Below are 18,867 nucleotides of genomic sequence, written 5' to 3'. Positions count from 1 at the left end.
CCCCCCGCCGTGGGGGCCCGCGCTAGATCGACTTCTCGCGGGGGCTCGGCGAGGGGTCTACGCGCCCGCCGCCCCCCCCGGCGACGCCGGAGCCGTCCACGGTGGCGGGTGACGGAGCGCATCCGGCGCTGCCGGCGTCGGTTCTTGACGACCTGACCCGGTAGGCCACGTGCTATCCCTCGGTCCGTCCCGATTGGTCTGGCCGGCGGGCCGACCGCCATCCGCCGAGCGTCTTTCACGATTCACGAAATCACGCTCAGGTCCGGTCCGTGCGCCGATTCGTCCTGTCTTTTCCGATTACGCCTGAAGGCGGCTTATCGGCTGGCATAGCCTTAGTGCGTCTTATGGGGGGTTGACGCATGTCCGTGGCGATGGTGAATGGCTTTACGGCGAGACGGGGTCGGAGCGGTGCCGCGACGAACGGCGTGCGCCCCTCGTTGACTGTCGCGATCGTCGACAGCACGGACGTGGCCCGTTGAACACCCGCACCCGGTCCTCGCGACTGTTCGGTCGCCGCGAGGTCCGACGCCGAACCGCAGTTTGCGTGGTGGGCACCCTGCTGGCCACTCTGGTCGCCGTGCTCAACCCGGTCGTCGCCGAGGCAGCCGGCACCGTCCTGTTCAACCAGCCCTTCCACAACAACACCCGGACGGACTCGGTCCGATCGTCCTGCCGGCCCTACCCGCGGCGTCCACCACCCCGAACTTCGCCTGCCTGAGCGCCTCCGGCAACGTCAGCACCGGAGCCCTGCACAGTTGTGCGACGCAGACCGACGCGCCCGGCAGCGGCAAGCTGCGACTCACCGACGCCACCCTCAACCGGACCGGTGGGCTCTTCGGAGCGACCAGCGTGCCCACCGCGTCCGGGCTGGACATGACCTTCAACCTCTACCAGTACGGCAACACCGGCGGTGCGGACGGGATGACCCTCGTCCTCGCGGCGGTCGACCCCGCCAACCCGGCCGCGCCGGCCACCATCGGCCAGTCCGGGGGAGGGCTGGGATACACCGGTACGAGGACACTGCCCGGTCTGGCCAACGGCTACCTGGGCATCGGGTTCGACGTCTTCGGCAACTACAGCACCACCACCTACCAGGGGAGCGGCTGTACCGACCCAGCCTTCGTCACCGCCTCCCGGATTCCGGGTCAGGTGCTCGTGCGGGGACCCGGTCGGGGCACGGTCGGCTACTGCGGTCTGAACAGCACCGCCACCAACGGATCGTCGCCGGTAGTCCCACTGCGGGCCAACAACCGCGCCGCCTCGGTCGTACCGGTCGAGGTGGTCATCAACCCGACCACCTCGTCGTTCACCACCGCCTCCGGTCTGGTGGTGGCGGCCGGACGTTACATGGTGGTCTTCCGGCCGGTCGGCGCGAGCGTCTCGCGGGTCCTGGAGGGTCCGCTACCCGCGGTCGCCGCCGGCCTCTACCCCTCACCGAACTGGCTGAACAGCAACGGCATCCCACGCCAACTCGCCTTCGGCTGGGTGGCGTCCACCGGTTCCGTGGTGGACAACCACGAGGTCGACAACACCAACGTGGTGACCTTCAACCCGGTGCCCGACCTGAACGTCACGCAGACCAGCTACACCGGCCCGAACCCCCAGCCCGGTGATCCGGTCAACTACACGGTGGTTCCCTCGGTCGCCGTCGGCGCCAACGAGACAGCCCCGGTCTCGATGACCGCGACCACGCCGACCGGTGTGGTGCCGGTTGGCGCGTTCGGTAGCGGTTGGGTCTGCGCGCCGCCAACGGGGCAGACCGTCACCTGCACCAACAGCAACGGGCCCTTCGCCAACGGGACCTCGCTGCCACCGATCTCGGTGGTCGCCATCGTCACCGGGTCCGCCGTCACACCGTCGATCATCCAGACGCAGTCGACGGTCACCGCCTCGTCCATCGACGGCAACCCCGGAATCTCCACCACCACTGTCGTGGGCACACCGCCGGCGACGCCGAGCGGCATCACCGTCTCGCCCGCGACGAGCACGATCGCCGGCGGCGTCGCGGTGACGGTCGGCGGGACGAACATCGCCGGGGCGACCGCCATCGAGATCGGCACCACGGCGCAGCAGCAGGCCGGTACGCCGGTCGTCCTCCTGCCCTGCCCGTCCGGCCCGGCCGCTGGCTGCTTCACCGTCAACGCGAACGGGACGTTGAGCATCTCGTCCATGCCCGCCCGCAGCAGTGCCGCCACGGTGAACGTCACAGTGGTCACCCGGGGCGTCGCCGCCGCCGCCAGCTACGTCTACACCGACGTACCGGCCACCCCGGCCGCGCCCACCGCGACCGCCGGCCTGGCCAGCGCCACGGTGAACTGGACGGCCCCGGCGAGCAACGGCAGCCCGATCACCAGCTACGTCGTCACCCCGATCCGGAACGGGGTGGCACAGACCCCGATCACCTACGACACGTCCACCACCAGCCGGGTCATCTCCGGGCTGACCGTCGGCGCGACCTACACGTTCACCGTCGCGGCGATCAACTCGATCGGCACCAGCGCGACGAGTCCGGCGTCCAACGCGGTAGTGCCGTACGCGGTGCCCGGGGCACCCACCATCACGGCAGCCAGTGCCGGCGACTCGTCGGCCCGGCTGACCTGGACCGCGCCCAGCACCGGCGCCAGCCCGATCACCTCCTACGTCATCACCCCGTACATCGGCGGGGTGGCGCAGACCCCGCAGACCTTCGCCAGCGCGGCAACCACCCAGACGGTGACCGGGTTGACGCCGGGCACCGCGTACACCTTCACGGTGACGGCCCTCAACGCGGGCGGTGCCGGACCACCGTCGGCGCAGTCCGCGCCGGTCATCCCGAACCAGTCGCCCAGCCTCACCAACCCCGCGCCGCCCGCCGGCGAAGTCAGCGTCCCCTACAGCAACCAGCTCACCGTGAACGGCGGTACGGCACCGTTCGCCTGGTCGATCAGCGCGGGCAGTCTGCCGCCCGGGGTGACCATCAACGCGAGCACGGGTCTGCTCTCCGGCACCCCCACGGCTGCCGGGACCTTCGACTTCACCGTCCGGGTGCTCGACGCCAGCAGCCAGGCAGCCACCCAGGCGCTGAGCATCGTCATCGCGCCGCTGCCCACGCTGACGTTCCCGCCGCCGCCGCAGGGGCAGGTCGGCATCGCCTACAGCACCCAGCTCACGGTGAACGGGGGCACCGGCCCGTTCGTCTGGTCGGTGAGCGCGGGCAGTCTGCCGCCCGGGGTGACCCTGAACCCGAGCACCGGTCTGCTCTCCGGCACCCCCACCCTCGGCGGCAACTTCTCGTTCACCGTCCGGGTGGTCGACTCCTTCGGCCAGGCCGCCACCAGGACGGTCGCCCTCGGCATCACCGCCTCGCCGACGCTGACGTTCCCGCCGCCACCGCCCGGCCAGGTTGGCGTCCCGTACAGCACCCAGCTCACGGTGAACGGCGGAACCGCGCCGTTCGTCTGGTCGGTCAGCGCGGGCACACTGCCGCCGGGTCTGACCCTGAACCCCAGCACCGGTCTGCTCTCCGGCACCCCCACCACCGAGGGCAGCTCCAGCTTCACGGTGCGGGTCGTCGACGCCGCCGGCCAACAGGCGACCGCACCGGTCACCCTGGTGATCACCACCGGGCCGCTGGTCGTGACGAAGACCTCGAACGTGAACACCGTGGCGGCCGGCGGGACGGTGAACTACACGATCAGCGTGACCAACACCGCCACGGTCGCGCTCAACGGCGTCACCATCACCGACCCGCTCGGCGGGGTGCTCGACGACGCGACGTACAACGCTGACGCGACCGCCACCTCGGGCACCGTCACATTCGTCAGCCCGACCCTGAGCTGGACCGGCAACCTGGCCGCCGGCGCGGCCGTGACCATCAGCTACTCGGTCACCGTGGCCAGCCCGCCGACCGGCGACCTGATGCTGACCAACACGATTACCTCGCCCACGCTCGGCACCAACTGCACCGCCGGCAGCCTCGACGCCCGGTGCACGGTCAACGTTCCGGTCTCCGCGCTCACCATCGTCAAGACGGCGAACAGGACCACCGCGACGCCCGGCGACGTGGTCAGCTACACCATCGCGGTCACCAACACCGGGCAGGCCGCCTACCCGGCCGCCACCCTGACCGACGCGATGGGCGCGGCACTCGACGACGCGGTCTACAACAACGACGCGGCGGCGACGACTGGTGCGGTCTCCTTCAGCTCGCCGAACCTGACCTGGACCGGCATCCTGGCGGTCGGCGCCAGCGCCACCATCACCTACACGATGACCGTGCGCGCTCCGGACCCCGGCGACAAGGTCATGACCAACACGGTCAGTTCCGGCAGCCTGGGCAGCAACTGCCCAGCCACCGCCAACGACTCCCGTTGCACCGCGACGGTCACCGTGCTGGTGCCCGGCCTGGTCCTGACCAACACCGCGAGCACCGCGAACACGACACCCAACTCCACCGTCGGCTACACGGTCACCATCACCAACAGTGGGCAGACCGCGTACACGGGGATCAGTGTCGCCACCTCGCTGGCCGGGGTGCTCGGCCGGGCCACGTACAACAATGACGCGACCACCACCGCCGGGTCGCTGTCGTACGCCAGTCCGATCCTGGCCTGGAACGGTGACCTCGCGGTCGGCGCGACGGTGACCGTGACGTTCAGCGTGACGGTCGGCCCGGCGACCACCGGCGAGCCGGTGCTGACCAGCGTGGTGTCGTCCTCGGCGGTCGGCAACAACTGCGCCCCCGGCAGCATCGACCCGCGGTGCAGGGCCTCGGTCACCATCCTCATCCCCGGGCTGACGCTGCTCAAGACGGCGAGCGTGCCGAGCACGACGCCCGGTGCGGTGGTGGCCTACGAGATCGTGGTGACCAACACGGGCCAGTCCGCCTACCTTGGGGCGAGCTTCACCGACTCGCTGGCCGGGGTGCTCGACGACGCCGCCTACAACGGCGACGCCACCGCCACCTCCGGGACTGTCTCCTACACCAACCCGACCATCTCCTGGAGCGGCGCCCTGGCCGTCGGCGCATCCGCCACGATCACGTACTCGGTGACCGTCGGCAGTCCCGCCACCGGTGACCGGACGATGGCCAACCGATTGGTCTCCCCGACACCGGGCGCCAACTGCGCCACCGGCAGCGTCGACACCCGCTGCTCGGCGACGGTCGCCGTGCTGCTGCCCGGGCTGACCCTGACCAACACCCCGAGCGCGACCACCGCCATCCCCGGCGACACCGTCGGCTACACGATCACCATCGCCAACACCGGCGAGTCGGCGTACCCGGCGACGACAAGTGTCACCAACCCGCTGGCCGGCGTGCTCGACGATGCCGTCTACAACTCGGACGCCACGGCCGACAGCGGGACCGTCGACGTGTCCGGGTCGGTGCTGACCTGGACCGGCGCGCTCGCGGTGGGCGCGACTGCCACCGTTCGCTTCTCCGTGACCGTGCAGAACCCCGACGCCGGAAACAGGGTGCTGACCTCGACGCTCAGCTCGACGGCGGCCGGCAACAACTGCCCGGCCGGCACGCCCGCCGCGGCCTGCACGGCCACCGTCACGGTGTTGCTGCCGGGGCTGGCCATCGTCAAGACCGTGGACAGCGCCACCACCGTCCCCGGTGGCGTGGTCACCTACACCATCACCGTGACGAACACCGGCGAGACGGCCTACGCGGCGGCGGCGTTCACCGACTCGTTGGCCAACCCGCTCAACGACGCCACCTACAACGGTGACGCGACCGCCTCGTCCGGCACGGTCAGCTACACCTCGCCCAACCTGAGCTGGGTGGGCGCGCTGGGCATCGGTGCCGCCGCGACCATCACGTACTCGATGACGATCCTCGACCCGGACCCGGGCGACAAGTCGCTGGTCAACACGGTGGTCTCCAGCACCCCGGGCAACAACTGCGCGACGGGCAGCAGCGACGCGCGGTGCACCGCCACCGTGTTGGTGCTGGTGCCGGCACTGACCATCACCAAGACCTCCAGCGTGCCGACCACCACGCCGGGTGCGACCGTCGGCTACACCGTCACCATCAGCAACACCGGGCAGACCGCGTACCCGACGCTGACCGTCACCGACGCGTTGGCCGGCGTGCTCGACGACGCGGCCTACAACAACAACGCGGTCGCCTCCGCCGGCACGGTCGGCTTCGTCAGCCCCAACCTGATCTGGAACGGACCTCTGGCCGTCGGCGGGTCGGTGACGATCACCTACTCGGTGACGGTGCACGATCCGGTCGCCGGTGACCTGATCCTCAGCAACCGGGTCAGCTCCACCGCTGCGGGCAGCAACTGCCCGACCGTCGGCGGCAGCGACGCCCGCTGCACGGTCACCGTGCCGGTGGCCCGACTGGTGATCGCGTTGGACGCCGAACCGGCCACCGTCCTGCCGGGTGGTCTGATCCGGGTCGGCGCGACCTTCACGAACACCGGCCAGGTGCCCTACCTGAACACCAGGGTCAATCTCGACTTCGGCGGGTTCATCGACGACGTGCTGCCCACCGGTGACCAGACCGCCTCCTCGGGGACGCTGACCGCCGGCGGTGGCGGTGCGGTCTGGACCGGTGACATCGCGGTGGGGCAGACCATCACGCTGACCGGCACCGCGACGGTGCTCGACCCGGACACCGGCGACCGGCAGATCAGCGGCCGCGCGTTCTCGGCGGCTGCGGGCAACAACTGCCCACCCGCGAGTACGGATCCGCGCTGCGTCTTCAGCGTGGCAGTGCTGGTGCCGGGCCTCGCACTGGACATCGTCGCGGACACGGCGACCGCCGTGCCGGGGCAGACCGTCGGTTACACCGTGACGATCACCAACTCGGGCACCGCGCCGTACACCGCGATCAGTGTGGCCAACTCGCTGGCGGCGGTGCTGACCGACGCGACGTACAGCGGCGATGCGGTGACCAGCGCCGGCACCCTGGACTTTGCCGGCACCACCCTCACCTGGAGTGGTGACCTGGCGGTCGGCGCGGTCGTCACGATCACCTACTCGGTGGTGGTGCGCTCGCCCGACCCGGGCAACAAGATCATGTTCAACACCCTGCAGTCCACGGCCGTCGGCAGTTCCTGCACCCCGACGACTCAGGCGCCCGGGTGCAGCTCGACTGTGCTCGTCCTCACCCCGGCGCTGACCATCGCCAAGTCGACGACTGCCATGACCGCGCTGCCGGGCAGTGCGGTGCCCTACACGTTGACCATCACCAACTCGGGTCAGGTCGACTACAGTGCCGCGAGCGTCGCCGACGACCTGACCGGGATTCTCGACGACGCCGCCTACAACGCGGACGCCAGCGCCACGGCCGGCACGGTCTCCTACGCCGAGCCGGTGCTCACCTGGACCGGCGACCTGGCCGTCGGTGCCACCGTGACGGTCACCTACAGCGTGACCGTCGACAATCCAGCCACCGGTGACGACGTGCTCACCAACGTCGTCACCTCCGCTGCGGCTGGGGCCAACTGCCCAGTGGGCGGCGCCGACCCCCAGTGCACGGTGACCGTCGCGATCGTCGACCAGTCCCAACTGACGTTCGCCAAGACCGCGAGCGTGGCCTCGGCAAGCGTTGGGTCGGTGGTCACGTACACGGTGGTGGTTTCCAACTCCGGGCTCACCCCGTACCTCGACGCGACCTTCGACGACTCGCTGGCCGACGTGCTCGGCAACGCCGTCTACAACAACGACGCCTCGGCCGGCGGGGTGGGCACCATCGGCTACGCCGCCCCGGTGCTCACCTGGACCGGTGACGTGCCGACGGCCGGGTCCGTCACTATCACCTACAGCGTGACGGTGCAGCCGGTCACCGGTGACAACCTGATGGTCAACACCCTGGTCTCCGACTCCGACGGCGGTAACTGTGCCGCCGGCAGCGTCGACCCGAGGTGCACCACGCGGGTCACCGTGTCGCAGGTGACCATCCTGAACACCGCCGACATGGCCACCGCGCTGCCCGGCGGCACGGTCGTCCTCACCACCACCATCACCAACGACGGCGGCACCGCCTACTTCGGCGCGGCTGTCAACCTGGGCGGCGCGGACCTGCTCGACGACGCCGTGCCGATCGGCGACACGGTCACCTCCGGCGTTCTCGTGGTCGGACCGAGCGGTCTCACGTGGACCGGTGACCTGCCGGTGGGCGGCGTTGTGACCATCGCCAGCACCTTCCTGGTCCGCAATCCGGACCAGGGCGACAAGATCATCACAAGCACGGCCAGCTCAGCGATCCAGGGCAACAACTGCCCGGTCGGCGGCACCGATCTGCGCTGCACCGTCCGGGTCGACGTGCTGGTGCCGGCCCTGAGCATCGTCAAGGTCGCCAACACGCCGGTGACGACACCCGGCAGCACGGTCGGCTACACCATCACCGTCAACAACACCGGCACCGCACCGTACGTGGGCGCGGTGGTCACCGACGACCTGACCGGCGCGCTGGACGACGCGACCTTCGGCAACGACGCCACCGCCACCGCGGGCGTTCTGTCGTACGCGGCGCCGACGCTCACCTGGACCGGGAACCTCGCGGCGGGGCAGAGCGCCGTCATCACGTACACCATGACCGTGCTCAGCCCCGACCCGGGAGACAAGACGATGGTGAACGCCGTCTCCTCGACCGAGGTCGGCAGCACCTGCCCGCCGGCCAGCTCCAACCCGGACTGCTCGGTGCTGGTACCCGTGCTCACGCCCGGCCTGGGCATCACCGTCGCCGCCGGCACGGCCAGCACCACGCCCGGCGCGCAGGTGGGCTACACCATCACCATCGTCAACACCGGACAGACCGCGCAGACCGCCGTCACGGTGACCAACGCGCTGGCCGGGCTGCTGGACGACGCGACCTACAACGGAGATGCCACCGCGAGCACCGGCACGGTCACCTTCACCAGCCCGAACCTGCTCTGGACCGGCACCCTCGCCCCGGGGGCGACGGCCACTGTCACCTACTCCGTGACGGTCGCCGATCCGGACAACGGCGATCGCCTCCTGACCAGCCGGGTCAGCTCGCCGGCCGTCGGCAGCAGCTGCGCCGTCGGCAGCACCAACCCGGCCTGTACGGCCACCGTGACGGTGGCGGTGCTCAGCATCGTCAACACGGCGAACGCCCCCACCTCGATACCGGGTGGCACGGTCCGGTACACCACCACGGCCACCAACACCGGAACGACCCCGCTGACCGGAATCGAGATAACGACCAACTTCGCCGGCTCGGTCGACGACGCCACCTACAACGGCGACGCCACAGCCTCGACGGGCACGCTGGAGCTGGTGCCGAATACGTCGTCCATCCGGTGGACCGGTGACCTGCCGGTCGGTGCGGTGCTCACCATCACCCGTTCGTTCACGGTGCACGACCCCGACCTGGGCAACCGGATCATGACCTCGGTGGTCAACTCCACCGCACCCGGCAACAACTGCCCGTCGGGCGGCAGCGACCCGGCGTGCACGGCGACCGTCACGATCCTCATCCCGGCGCTGACCGTGCTCAAAACCGCGGACCGGGCCAGCACCGTCCCCGGCGGCACCGTCGGCTACACCATCACCGTCACCAACGTCGGCGAGACCCCGTACACCGGTGCCACCGTCACCGACGACCTGGCCGGCCTGCTCGACGACGCCACCTACAACGGTGACGCCGTCGCCAGCTCGGGCGTCGTCGCCTTCGCCGCGCCGACCCTCACCTGGACCGGTGACCTGGCGATCGACGGGTCGGTCACGATCACCTACACCATCACCGCCGACGATCCGCAGACCGGCGGCCGCGTCCTGGTCAACAGGGTCAGCTCCACCGCCGCGGGCAACAACTGCCCGCCCGGAGGCTCGGATCCGGCCTGCACGGCGACCGTCCAGGTGCTGCTGCCGGCCTTGAGCATCAACAAGCACGCCAACGTCGGCACCACCACCCCGGGCGGCACGGTTGGCTACACCATCACCGTCACCAACAGCGGCCAGACCGACTACACCGGGGCCACCCTGAGCGACAGCCTCGCGGCCGTGCTCGACGACGCCACCTTCAACGACGACGCGGTCGCCACCGGTGGCGTGGTGTCGTACGCCGCGCCGACCCTGACCTGGACCGGTGACCTCGCTGTCGGCGGCAGCACCGTGATCACCTACTCGGTCGCGGTGCACAACCCCTCCGACGGCGACCGGAGCATGACCAACGCCGTCACCTCCACGACGCCGGGCAGCAACTGCCCGGCCGGGGGAACCGACCCGGGCTGCACGGTCACCGTCACCGTGCTCATCCCGGCGCTCAGCATCACCAACGTCGCCGATGTGGCCACCACCACGCCCGGCAGCGTCGTCCGGTTCACCGCCACCTTCACCAACACCGGCCCGACCCCGTACGTCGGCATCCGGGTGGTGACCGACGCCGCGAACGTCTTCGACGACGCCCGACCCAACGGCGACCAGGTCGCCAGCTCCGGCACCCTGACCGTGGTGGGTGCCGACGTGACCTGGACCGGCGACATCCCAGTCGGCGGCGTCATCGTCATCACCGGCACGGTCACGGTCAACAACCCGGACACCGGCAACCGGACCCTGGCCAGCACCATCACCACCGACGCGCCCGGCAGCAACTGTTCGACGGCGGCGCCCGGCCCCGCCTGCACCGTCAGCGTCGCCGTGCTGCTGCCCGGCCTCGCCATCGACAAGACCACCGACAACCCGACCATCACGCCAGGTGGCACCGTCACCTACACCATCACCGCCACGAACACCGGAGAGACGGGGTACGTCGACACGACGATCACCGACTCGCTCGCCGGCCTGCTCGGGGACGCGGTCTACAACGCCGACGCCACCTCCAGTTCCGGGGTGGTCTCCTACGTGGCACCGGTGCTGACCTGGCGCGGTGACCTGCCGGTCGGCACCGCCGTGACGATCACCTACACCGTGACGGTCAGCGACAGCCAGGTCGCCGGTCGCACCCTCGTCAACACGGTCAGCTCCGGCGCGCAGGCCAACAACTGCGCGGTCGGCAACGCCGACCCGAGGTGCAGCGCCCAGGTCGCCATCCTGATCCCGGGGCTGAGCATCGCCAAAACCGCGGACACCGCCACCGTCACCGCCGGCGGCACTGTCACGTACACGGTCACGGTCACCAACACCGGACAGTCGCCGTACACCGGCGCGACCCTCGCGGACTCGCTCACCGGTGTGCTCGACGACGCCGTGTACAACGCGGACGCCACCTCCAGTTCCGGTCTGGTTTCCTACGCGGCACCGGTGCTGACCTGGACCGGTGACCTTCCCGTCGCGGCGGTCGCGGTGATCACCTATTCGGTCACGGTGAACTTCCCGGACACCGGCGACCAGAGCCTGGTGAACACCGTCAGCTCCAGCACCGTGGGCGCCGACTGTCCGGGATCGACGGCCTGCACCGCGACGGTCGCGGTCCGGATCCCTGAACTGAGCATCACCAAGACCGCCGACACCGGCACGGTCGTCGCTGGCGGGACCGTGCGGTACTCGGTGCTCGTCACCAACAGCGGGCAGGCTCCCTACAGCGGCGCCACATTCACCGACTCGCTCGTCGGCGTCCTCGATGACGCCGTGTACGTCGGCGATGCCGTCACCACCACGGGCGTGCTGTCCTACACCGCCCCGGTGCTCACCTGGACCGGTGACCTGCCGGTCGGTGCCACCGCCGCGATCACCTACAGCGTCACCGTCAACCAACCGGTCTCCGGCGACGGGAGCCTGGTCAACACCGTGGCCTCCACCACCCTCGGTAATACCTGCCCGGCGGGTGGGGGCGGCCCAGCATGCACCGCAACTGTCGTCGTGGCCGCGCAGTCGATCACGTTGTCTGGCCTGCCGGCCGGGTTCACCCTGACCGGCCGGCCTCAGCAGGTGGTCGGTCGGCCCGAGGCGGTCACGATGACCGTCACCACCAACAGCCCCACCGGATACGCCGTGACAGTGCGCGGGCTGGCGCCCGAACTGGTCGGGGCGAATCCCGCGAATCCGTACACGATCCCGATCGAGAACCTGAGGGTACGGGAGAGCGGTACCAGCGTCTTCCGCGAACTCTCCGACGTGACGCCGGTGGTGGTGCACCGCCAGCCCGGGCCGTCGGCGCCGGGCGGGGACGCGATCGGCAACGACTACGAGGTCAGCATTCCCGCGGTCGTAGCCGACGAGTACTCCACGACGTTGGAGTACGTGGCGATTACCGAGTAACAGCCTGAGGAGCATCATGCGAAGGATCCCTGTCCTGGCGACCGCACTGGCCGCCTGGGTGCTGGCCGGGCCGGCGGTCGCCCCGGCGCAGGCGGCGGCCCCAACGCCGAAGCCGTCCGCGTCGGCCTCGCCGCCCGGCCCGCTGCTCAGCATCACGGTGGACGACGGCCGGACCGAGGTCGCCGCCGGCGACGAGCTGACATACCGGCTCACCGTCCGCAATCTCGGCACCACCAAAGTGGCGGACATCAAGGTCTCGCAGAGCCTGCCGACCGGGTTGACCCTCGTCTCCGCCGACCGCGGAGGCAAGTCTCGGGACGGCGCGGTCACCTGGGACACCGACCTCACTGTGGGTCAGGAGTCCACCTTCACCACCGTGGCCCGGGTCGGTGAGACGCCAAAGGATCTTCTGCGACTCGCCACGGTTGCGTGTGCCACCGCCAAGGACGGCAAGAAGCCACTCGTCTGCGCGACCCACTCCGATCTGCTCCCGGCCGGCGCCGTCGCCCCGGCCGCCGAGCGCTCCGGCATGTCCTGGCCCTGGTCCGCGGGTGCGGTGGTGGCGCTGCTCATCGTCGGCCTGGGCGCGATCGTCCTGCTTCGCCACCGCCGACGCCGGGTTGCGCCCGCGCCCGCCCACTCGGCGTCCCGACCGACCGAGAGCACCGACCGAATGGCCGGCGCGGTCAGTCTGGATTGAGCGAGCCGCGAGCCGCGTTGGCCGCCGATTGGCGGTTGCCGAGCCGGCGCTTGTCGTACGGCGCCGATCAGCCGACCGAGTGGGTCACCGTTCCGGTGTAGACGCCTACCACCGTGGACGGTGACAGCTCGAAGATCAAGGTCGGGTTCCAGCTGGCCCTGTTCAGTCCGTCACCGGTGGTCCTGCTAAACGCCCTGGGCTCCGTGGCGAGTGGCACCGCCTCGGCCGCGGTGGGCTGACCCGGTACGAGGACGCCGGTGCCGACGTCCTGCGTAGCTGGTCCGGACCAGTAGTCGATCGTGCTGGCCGGGATCGTCTCTTCCGGCGTCCCGCCACCGGTGGTGAAGTCAGTCGCTGTCACGGTCGCCACCCAGGTCGCCGTGAGCTGCGCGCGATCGTCGACGACGGTGACCGTGCCGAGCTGACCGGAGATGCCCTCGTCGGGCGACCCCTGCCCGAGATCTGCGCTCGCCGGCACGATGATGGAGAGTTCACCGCCGGCGACGACGACGGTGGCCGTGACGTCGCCGGTGCTGTCGGCCCGGGCGGGCGTGGGACAAGCCACCAGGCATGCCGCTCCGATTGCCACGGTCAGTTCAAAGGGCCTGCGCATTGTTGTTCCCGTCATCACGTGCTAATCCGCTGCGTCTCCTTGTACCGAGCCTATCGGCCGTGATCCCTGGGCACTGCCAAAGTGGACATCGTGCAGACCCGCGGGGGCCGAGGTGTTGCCGGCATCTGCCATGCTCGGCTCGATGACGACCGGCCGCCCGCCCAGAGCCCCTTCCCACCGCCGTCCTCGCAGTCGCGCCCTCCGCATCCTCCTCGCGCTCGTCGCGGTGGCGGCCGTCCTGGGCATCGCGGTGGTCGCGGTGCCGATGCTGCGACCGGCCGGCCCGCGCCCGCTCTTCCAGATGCCGGTCTCCTGCGGCGAGACGTGGCAGCTCAGCACCTACCCCGGTCACGACGACTACGACGTGGACTTCTTTCCGATCGAGGGCGAGGCGTGGGGGCGGCCGGTGCTCGCCTCCGCCGCCGGCACGGTCACGGTGGCGGGCATCAACGGGTCGTTGGGCGGCCGCACCCCGGAGAACCCGGACGGCCCACGGGGGCGCGGTGGCGGCTACTGGGTGAAGATCGACCACGGCAGCAAGTGGGAGACGCAGTACCTGCACATGCTCGAACCGCCCCTGGTCGCTGTCGGTCAGAAGGTCGCCCAGGGTGACCAGCTCGGGCGGCTCGGCAGCACCGGCAACTCCGGCGCGCCGCACCTGCACTACGAGCAGCGACGCGGCTGGGACAAGGTCGAGACGTACTTCGACGGCACGGCGTCGGGCATCACCACCGACGAACGTGAACAGATCCTCCGGCGGGTGAGCAACAACTGCCCGGCCGTCTCCTGAGGACCGCGGTTTGCCCGGCCCGGCTCGGGGCACTGACTGGGGGGACAGTTCAGACGCGGAGAGGAGCCGGCCATGGCCAAGGGTGACGTCGACACGTACCACGAGGACGGGCAGTGGAAGAACAAGCCGGAGGGCCACGAGCGGGCCACCAGCACGCATGACGTGAAGGTCGACGCGCAGGCCCAGGGCCGCGAGATGGCGGCCGACCGCGGCGTCGAGCACGTGGTCAAGAAGCAGGACGGCACGATCGGGGAGAAGAACACCTACCCCCGCAGCCGCGACCCCCGGGACATCGAGGGCTGACAGCATCCCGCGGACTGACCTCCTCGGCCGCGCCGACGAGGTCAGTCCGCGTCAGCTCACGCGGTGACCTGGCGTGAATCGTGTCCGTCGTCGTCGAGCGAGATACCAGCCGACCAGCACGAGCAGCACCAGCATCGCCGCGACGCCGATCGCGTAGGCGAGCCAGATCGGTGTCGGGGACTGGGCGAGCTCCATCGGTGCCGCAACGGGCAGGGTGATACGTCCCTCCGCCTTCCGTTCCACCAGCCCGCTGGCGAGAAACACCTGCACGTCCCAGACGCCTGCGGGCAGCGACTGATCGACCGCGATGCGGACCTTGCCGCTCTGGCCCGGCAGGATCGTCACGCCGTTGGTGACCTTGAACGGCCCGGCCTGGACCGCTCCCTTGCTCAACGTGAGACGTCCGGTCATGTCCAGCGCCCGTTCGCCGGTGTTGGTGACGATCGCGGTGACCACGGGGAACTCGCCGATTCCGCGCTCGGCTGCCAGGTCGCCGATCCGGAAGTCCGTCGGCGGCTCGCCGCCCGGACCGACGTCGAGGTAGACACGGATACCGACTCGGTGCACCTGCACCACGTTGCCGTTCTGCTTCGAACCGCTGGTCACCTGCGCCCAGATGGCGGCGTACCGCTCGCCCTTGGACGCATTCTTCGGAACGGCGATGTCCACCGCCACCGAGTCACGTTCGCCCGGGGCGAGCTCGACGGCGGCCGTCGTCAGTTTGATCCAGCCGCTGAGTTCGTTGCCGGTGCGGTCGTCGGGCACGGTGAAGGCGGTGTTCTCGACCGAGGCCGCGCCGGCGTAGAGCTCGATCTTCTGCGTCGCCGGAGAATCGTTGCGCACCTCGACGCGGCGGCTGATCGTCGCGCCTGGCTTGAGGTGGTCGATGATGTAGACCCGGGCGCGGGGATCTTCGGCCCGGGCGGTGGGGATGTCCAGCAATCGAAAATTGATCGCGGCGGGATCGTCCCCAGGTTCGTACCGCTGCTCCCGCGCGGCAACGGCTGGTGCCGCCGACGCCCCGACCGCTACGAGAGCGACCGAGGCCAGCAGCACCAGCCGGCCGAGCGGCTCAGACCACCGAATGTGTCACCGTCCCGGTGTAGACGCCCTCGACGGTTCCATCCGGAACGTTCACCTGCAGCGTGGGGTTCCAGCTCGCGAAGTTGTTGCCGGTGCCACCCGTGTGACTGAACGCCGTCCGCGGGACATTGATGATCACCGCCTGGGCTGAGCTCGGCTGCCCCGGCGTGAAGGTGCCGCTGCCGGCCGTCCCGGTCGCGTTACCCGACCAGTACAGGACGTTGATGTTGGGGATGGTCTCCCCGGAGGTGCCGCCGCCGGTGACGAAGTCGGTCGAGACGACGGTGGCGGTCCAGTTCGGGGTGAGCGATCCCCGTTGGTCCAGCACGGTGACCGGGCCCAGTTGGCCGGAGACGGTCGTGCCCTCCACGCCGTTTCCGATGTTCGCTGTCGCGGGCACCGTGATCGAGAGGCCACCGGCGGCGTTGACGGTGAGGGTCACGATCGTGTCGCCCGTCGTGTCCGCGGCGGCTGGCCCGGCGAGGGCGGCGGCAGCGGCGAAACCGGCTAGGCCGGCGGCGAGAAGTTTCCTGCGCATCAAGTCTCCTTCGTCCTGACATCCCCCGTGGGATTGCACTGATGAGACTATCTGCGCAAACAACCGCATATCGGACTACAAGGGTGTTTTCCCACCCACGAGTAGCGCGTGGCTGCCTGGTCAGGCGGGGATCACGTACGGGAACCGTTCGGCGCGGGCCGATTTGGTCACCTCCGGGGTGAGCCCGGAGGTCGTGCCGGTGTTCAACACGAGGGAGAACATCACCTCGGGCGCGTTGTCGGCCAGGGTGCGGCCGTTGCGGACCGCGAAACCGAAGTTCGCTGCCGTGCCGACCGTGTAGGACAGCAGGTCGGGGTAGAGCTGCCGGGCGACGCTCCAGCCGTACGCCTGCGGGTCCGGTGCGGTGCCGTTCGCCTTGACCACCCCGGCGACCGCGTTTGCGATCTCCTCGCCGCCTTCGGTGAGGTCGTTGCCGGGGTGCCGGAAGTTGGCGGGGTCGGAGAAGTCGGTGTCGTGTGGCCAGAAGATCGGCCACATCATCGGGTGGCCGGCGCGGTTGATCTGGCGCCAACCGCCGGCGTCGGTGGCCAGCATGGTGCGACACCACACGCCGATCTCAGTGCCGTCGCGCAGCAGTGGCTCGTCATGGGAGACCTCAAGGACGATCGACTCGACTGTGGTGCCGGCGAAGCTGTTCCTGGCCTGGTCGACCCGCCACGCCGAGCGGTCCACCCGCGAACCGTTCTTGACGGCGCCGTTGATGGTGGCGAGTTCGTCGAGGTCGACGTAGAAGGGGTCGGTGATCCGGCCGGCCCAGATCCGGACGTTGCCGCCGGTGGTCACCTCGCCGGTGCGCCCCTCGGCGACGGGGGTGCCCATCGCGGCGTCGTCGCGGGCGTCCGCTCCGCTGAGCTCGTACACCTGGAGGGCCTGCCGGGCGTCGCCGTCCGGCTCGCCGAAGGCGAACCGGTAGGTGAGGTCCTCCACCTCGGACCGGTTGATGTGAATCTTGATCTCGTAGCGCGCCTCGGCGTGGAAGCCGCGCTTGATGTCGGCCTTGGTCACCGAGCTGTTGACGTCCATGACGAACACGGTGGCGCGGTCACCGTTGAAGACGTACAGGTCGTCGATGTACAACTGGCCGCCCTGGGCGGCCAGGGGGGTATCGAGGTGGTGCGACATGAGCTCACTCCCGGAACTGCCGGATTATGGACTAATCCGAACATAGTGGGCGTAAGTCATGCCCTCCGCTCATCGAGTCAATCCGGTTCGAGGAGGTGAGCGCCGGCCCGCACGGCGGTGGGCCGCCCGAGTTTCCCTCGGACGGCCCGCGCCTTCGCACTCGGCCGGTCAGATGCGAGACCACTTCTGGTTGGCGGCGCCGAGGCAGTCCCACAGGTGCAGCTTGCCGCCGTTGTTGGGGTTGGCGTCCCGCACGTCCACGCACCTGTTGGCGTTGAGGTTGACCAGGTCGCCGGCGGCGTTGAGGGTGAAGCGCTGCGCGGTGTTGCCGTTGCAACTGACCAGGTTGACCTCGGTGCCGTTCGCCGTGCCGGCCCAGGCGGGGTCCATGCACTTGCCCATCGCGCGGACCGTCCCGTCGGAGGCGAAGGTCCAGCTCTGGGCCGCCGTGGTGTTGCAGTCCCAGATCTGCAGCTTGGCGCCCTCGACCGGGTTGGCGCTGGGAATGTCGACGCACCGCCCGCTCTGCGCGCCCCTGATCCGGCTGGTGCCAGGTGCCGGGTCACCGCCGCCGGAGGTGTAGCTGGACACCCGGACGTAGTCGACGAGCATCTGCTGCGGGAACTGGGTCGAGCCGTCCGGGTAGCCGGGCCAGTTACCGCCGACCGCCACGTTGAGGATCATGAAGAAGGGGTGGTCGAACACCCAGCGGTTGCCGCCGAGCCGTGCGGGATCGACCCGGTGGTACTGGACCCCGTCCAGGTACCAGGTGATCACGTTCGGCTCCCAGTCCACCCGGTAGGTGTGGAAGGTGTCGGCGAGCGGCGCACCGAGGCTGCGGCTGCCGGTGATGCCGCCACCGCCGGAGTAGCCGGGCCCGTGCACGGTGCCGTACACGGTGTTGGGCTCCCGGCCGATGTTCTCCATGATGTCGATCTCGCCGGCGTCGGGCCAGCCGCCGCCGGTGCCGAGCATCCAGAAGGCCGGCCAGATGCCCTGGCCGCGCGGAATCTTGATCCGGGCCTCGAACCGGCCGTAGGTCTGGGTGAAGGTGGCCGCCGACAGCAGCCGCGCCGACGTGTACTCGCAGCGCCCGTAGTGGCACTGGTAGTTGGCGGGATTGTCCCGGCGGGCCGTGATCACCAGGTTGCCCTGGCCGTCGTGGACGGCGTTGCTCGTGCTGTTCGTGTAGTACTGCCGCTCGTTGTTGCCCCAGCCGCCGCCGCCGGTGTCGAACCGCCACTTGTTCTGGTCGACGGGCGTGCCGGACGGGGAGTTGAACTCGTCCTGCCAGCTGATCGAGCCGATGGCGGCCTCGGCGCGGTCGGGGTGCGCCGGGACGAGCGCCCCGGCGGTCGCGACGAGGGCAACCGCCAGGAGGACGAGGGGACGAGACCGGGTGCGGGCTGTGAACACGGGAGGCTCCTCGGCGGGGGAGTGGTGGAGGCTGCGCGACGAAAAGGGCGGAGAGCGCTCTCTGTAGAGAAGCATGTCGATATCATGTCTTTCTGTCAAGAGTGTTTCCAATAAGCTCG

At 69.8% G+C, this 18,867-nt stretch carries 10 protein-coding genes; 5 read left to right on the top strand and 5 right to left on the bottom strand.

What is annotated here, in order from left to right:
* Positions 1 to 544: 544 nt before the first annotated feature.
* The 3 genes from ACLQ29_RS10815 (at position 545) to ACLQ29_RS10805 (ending at position 12,862) form a co-directional block, all read left to right on the top strand.
* The gene (locus ACLQ29_RS10815; protein ID WP_425771475.1) at positions 545 to 718 is read left to right on the top strand and encodes a hypothetical protein; all 174 of its coding nucleotides are present in this window, start codon (positions 545 to 547) and stop codon (positions 716 to 718) included.
* Between the two features lie 131 nt (positions 719 to 849).
* On the top strand, positions 850 to 12,162 hold the full coding sequence (locus ACLQ29_RS10810) for a beta strand repeat-containing protein (protein ID WP_425771474.1): 11,313 nt from the start codon (positions 850 to 852) through the stop codon (positions 12,160 to 12,162).
* Between the two features lie 16 nt (positions 12,163 to 12,178).
* Entirely contained in the window at positions 12,179 to 12,862 is a 684-nt protein-coding gene (locus ACLQ29_RS10805; RefSeq protein WP_425771473.1) for a hypothetical protein, read from the top strand.
* A gap of 67 nt (positions 12,863 to 12,929) precedes the next feature.
* Here ACLQ29_RS10805 and ACLQ29_RS10800 read toward each other — a convergent pair whose 3' ends face one another.
* Positions 12,930 to 13,427, bottom strand: a complete 498-nt coding sequence (locus ACLQ29_RS10800) for a hypothetical protein (RefSeq protein WP_425771472.1) — start codon at positions 13,425 to 13,427, stop codon at positions 12,930 to 12,932.
* A 190-nt stretch (positions 13,428 to 13,617) separates the two neighbouring features.
* On the opposite strand from ACLQ29_RS10800, the gene ACLQ29_RS10795 reads away from it, so the two are divergent.
* Positions 13,618 to 14,265 carry a M23 family metallopeptidase gene (locus ACLQ29_RS10795; RefSeq protein ID WP_425771471.1) on the top strand — a complete coding sequence of 216 codons (648 nt, stop codon included), beginning with the start codon at positions 13,618 to 13,620 and terminating at the stop codon, positions 14,263 to 14,265.
* Between the two features lie 72 nt (positions 14,266 to 14,337).
* Positions 14,338 to 14,568 carry a DUF2188 domain-containing protein gene (locus tag ACLQ29_RS10790; RefSeq protein ID WP_425771470.1) on the top strand — a complete coding sequence of 77 codons (231 nt, stop codon included), beginning with the start codon at positions 14,338 to 14,340 and terminating at the stop codon, positions 14,566 to 14,568.
* Between the two features lie 51 nt (positions 14,569 to 14,619).
* Here ACLQ29_RS10790 and ACLQ29_RS10785 read toward each other — a convergent pair whose 3' ends face one another.
* The 4 genes from ACLQ29_RS10785 to ACLQ29_RS10770 all read right to left on the bottom strand — a co-directional run bounded on the left by ACLQ29_RS10785 (position 14,620) and on the right by ACLQ29_RS10770 (position 18,748).
* Positions 14,620 to 15,510 carry a hypothetical protein gene (locus ACLQ29_RS10785; RefSeq protein WP_425771469.1) on the bottom strand — a complete coding sequence of 297 codons (891 nt, stop codon included), beginning with the start codon at positions 15,508 to 15,510 and terminating at the stop codon, positions 14,620 to 14,622.
* A 130-nt stretch (positions 15,511 to 15,640) separates the two neighbouring features.
* Positions 15,641 to 16,189: a hypothetical protein gene (locus ACLQ29_RS10780; protein WP_425771468.1), complete on the bottom strand. Its 549-nt coding sequence runs from the start codon at positions 16,187 to 16,189 to the stop codon at positions 15,641 to 15,643.
* Between the two features lie 120 nt (positions 16,190 to 16,309).
* On the bottom strand, positions 16,310 to 17,332 hold the full coding sequence (locus ACLQ29_RS10775; protein ID WP_425771467.1) for a DUF4331 family protein: 1,023 nt from the start codon (positions 17,330 to 17,332) through the stop codon (positions 16,310 to 16,312).
* A 168-nt stretch (positions 17,333 to 17,500) separates the two neighbouring features.
* Complete coding sequence (locus tag ACLQ29_RS10770) at positions 17,501 to 18,748, bottom strand: family 16 glycosylhydrolase (protein ID WP_425771466.1); 1,248 nt, start codon at positions 18,746 to 18,748, stop codon at positions 17,501 to 17,503.
* Between the last annotated feature and the right edge of the window lie 119 nt (positions 18,749 to 18,867).

The organism is Micromonospora sp. DT228, from assembly GCF_049841595.1.
Classification (GTDB): Bacteria; Actinomycetota; Actinomycetes; order Mycobacteriales; family Micromonosporaceae; genus Micromonospora.
The sequence above is the reverse complement of the archived record's forward strand: the minus strand, read 5'-3'. Positions and strand labels throughout refer to the sequence as shown.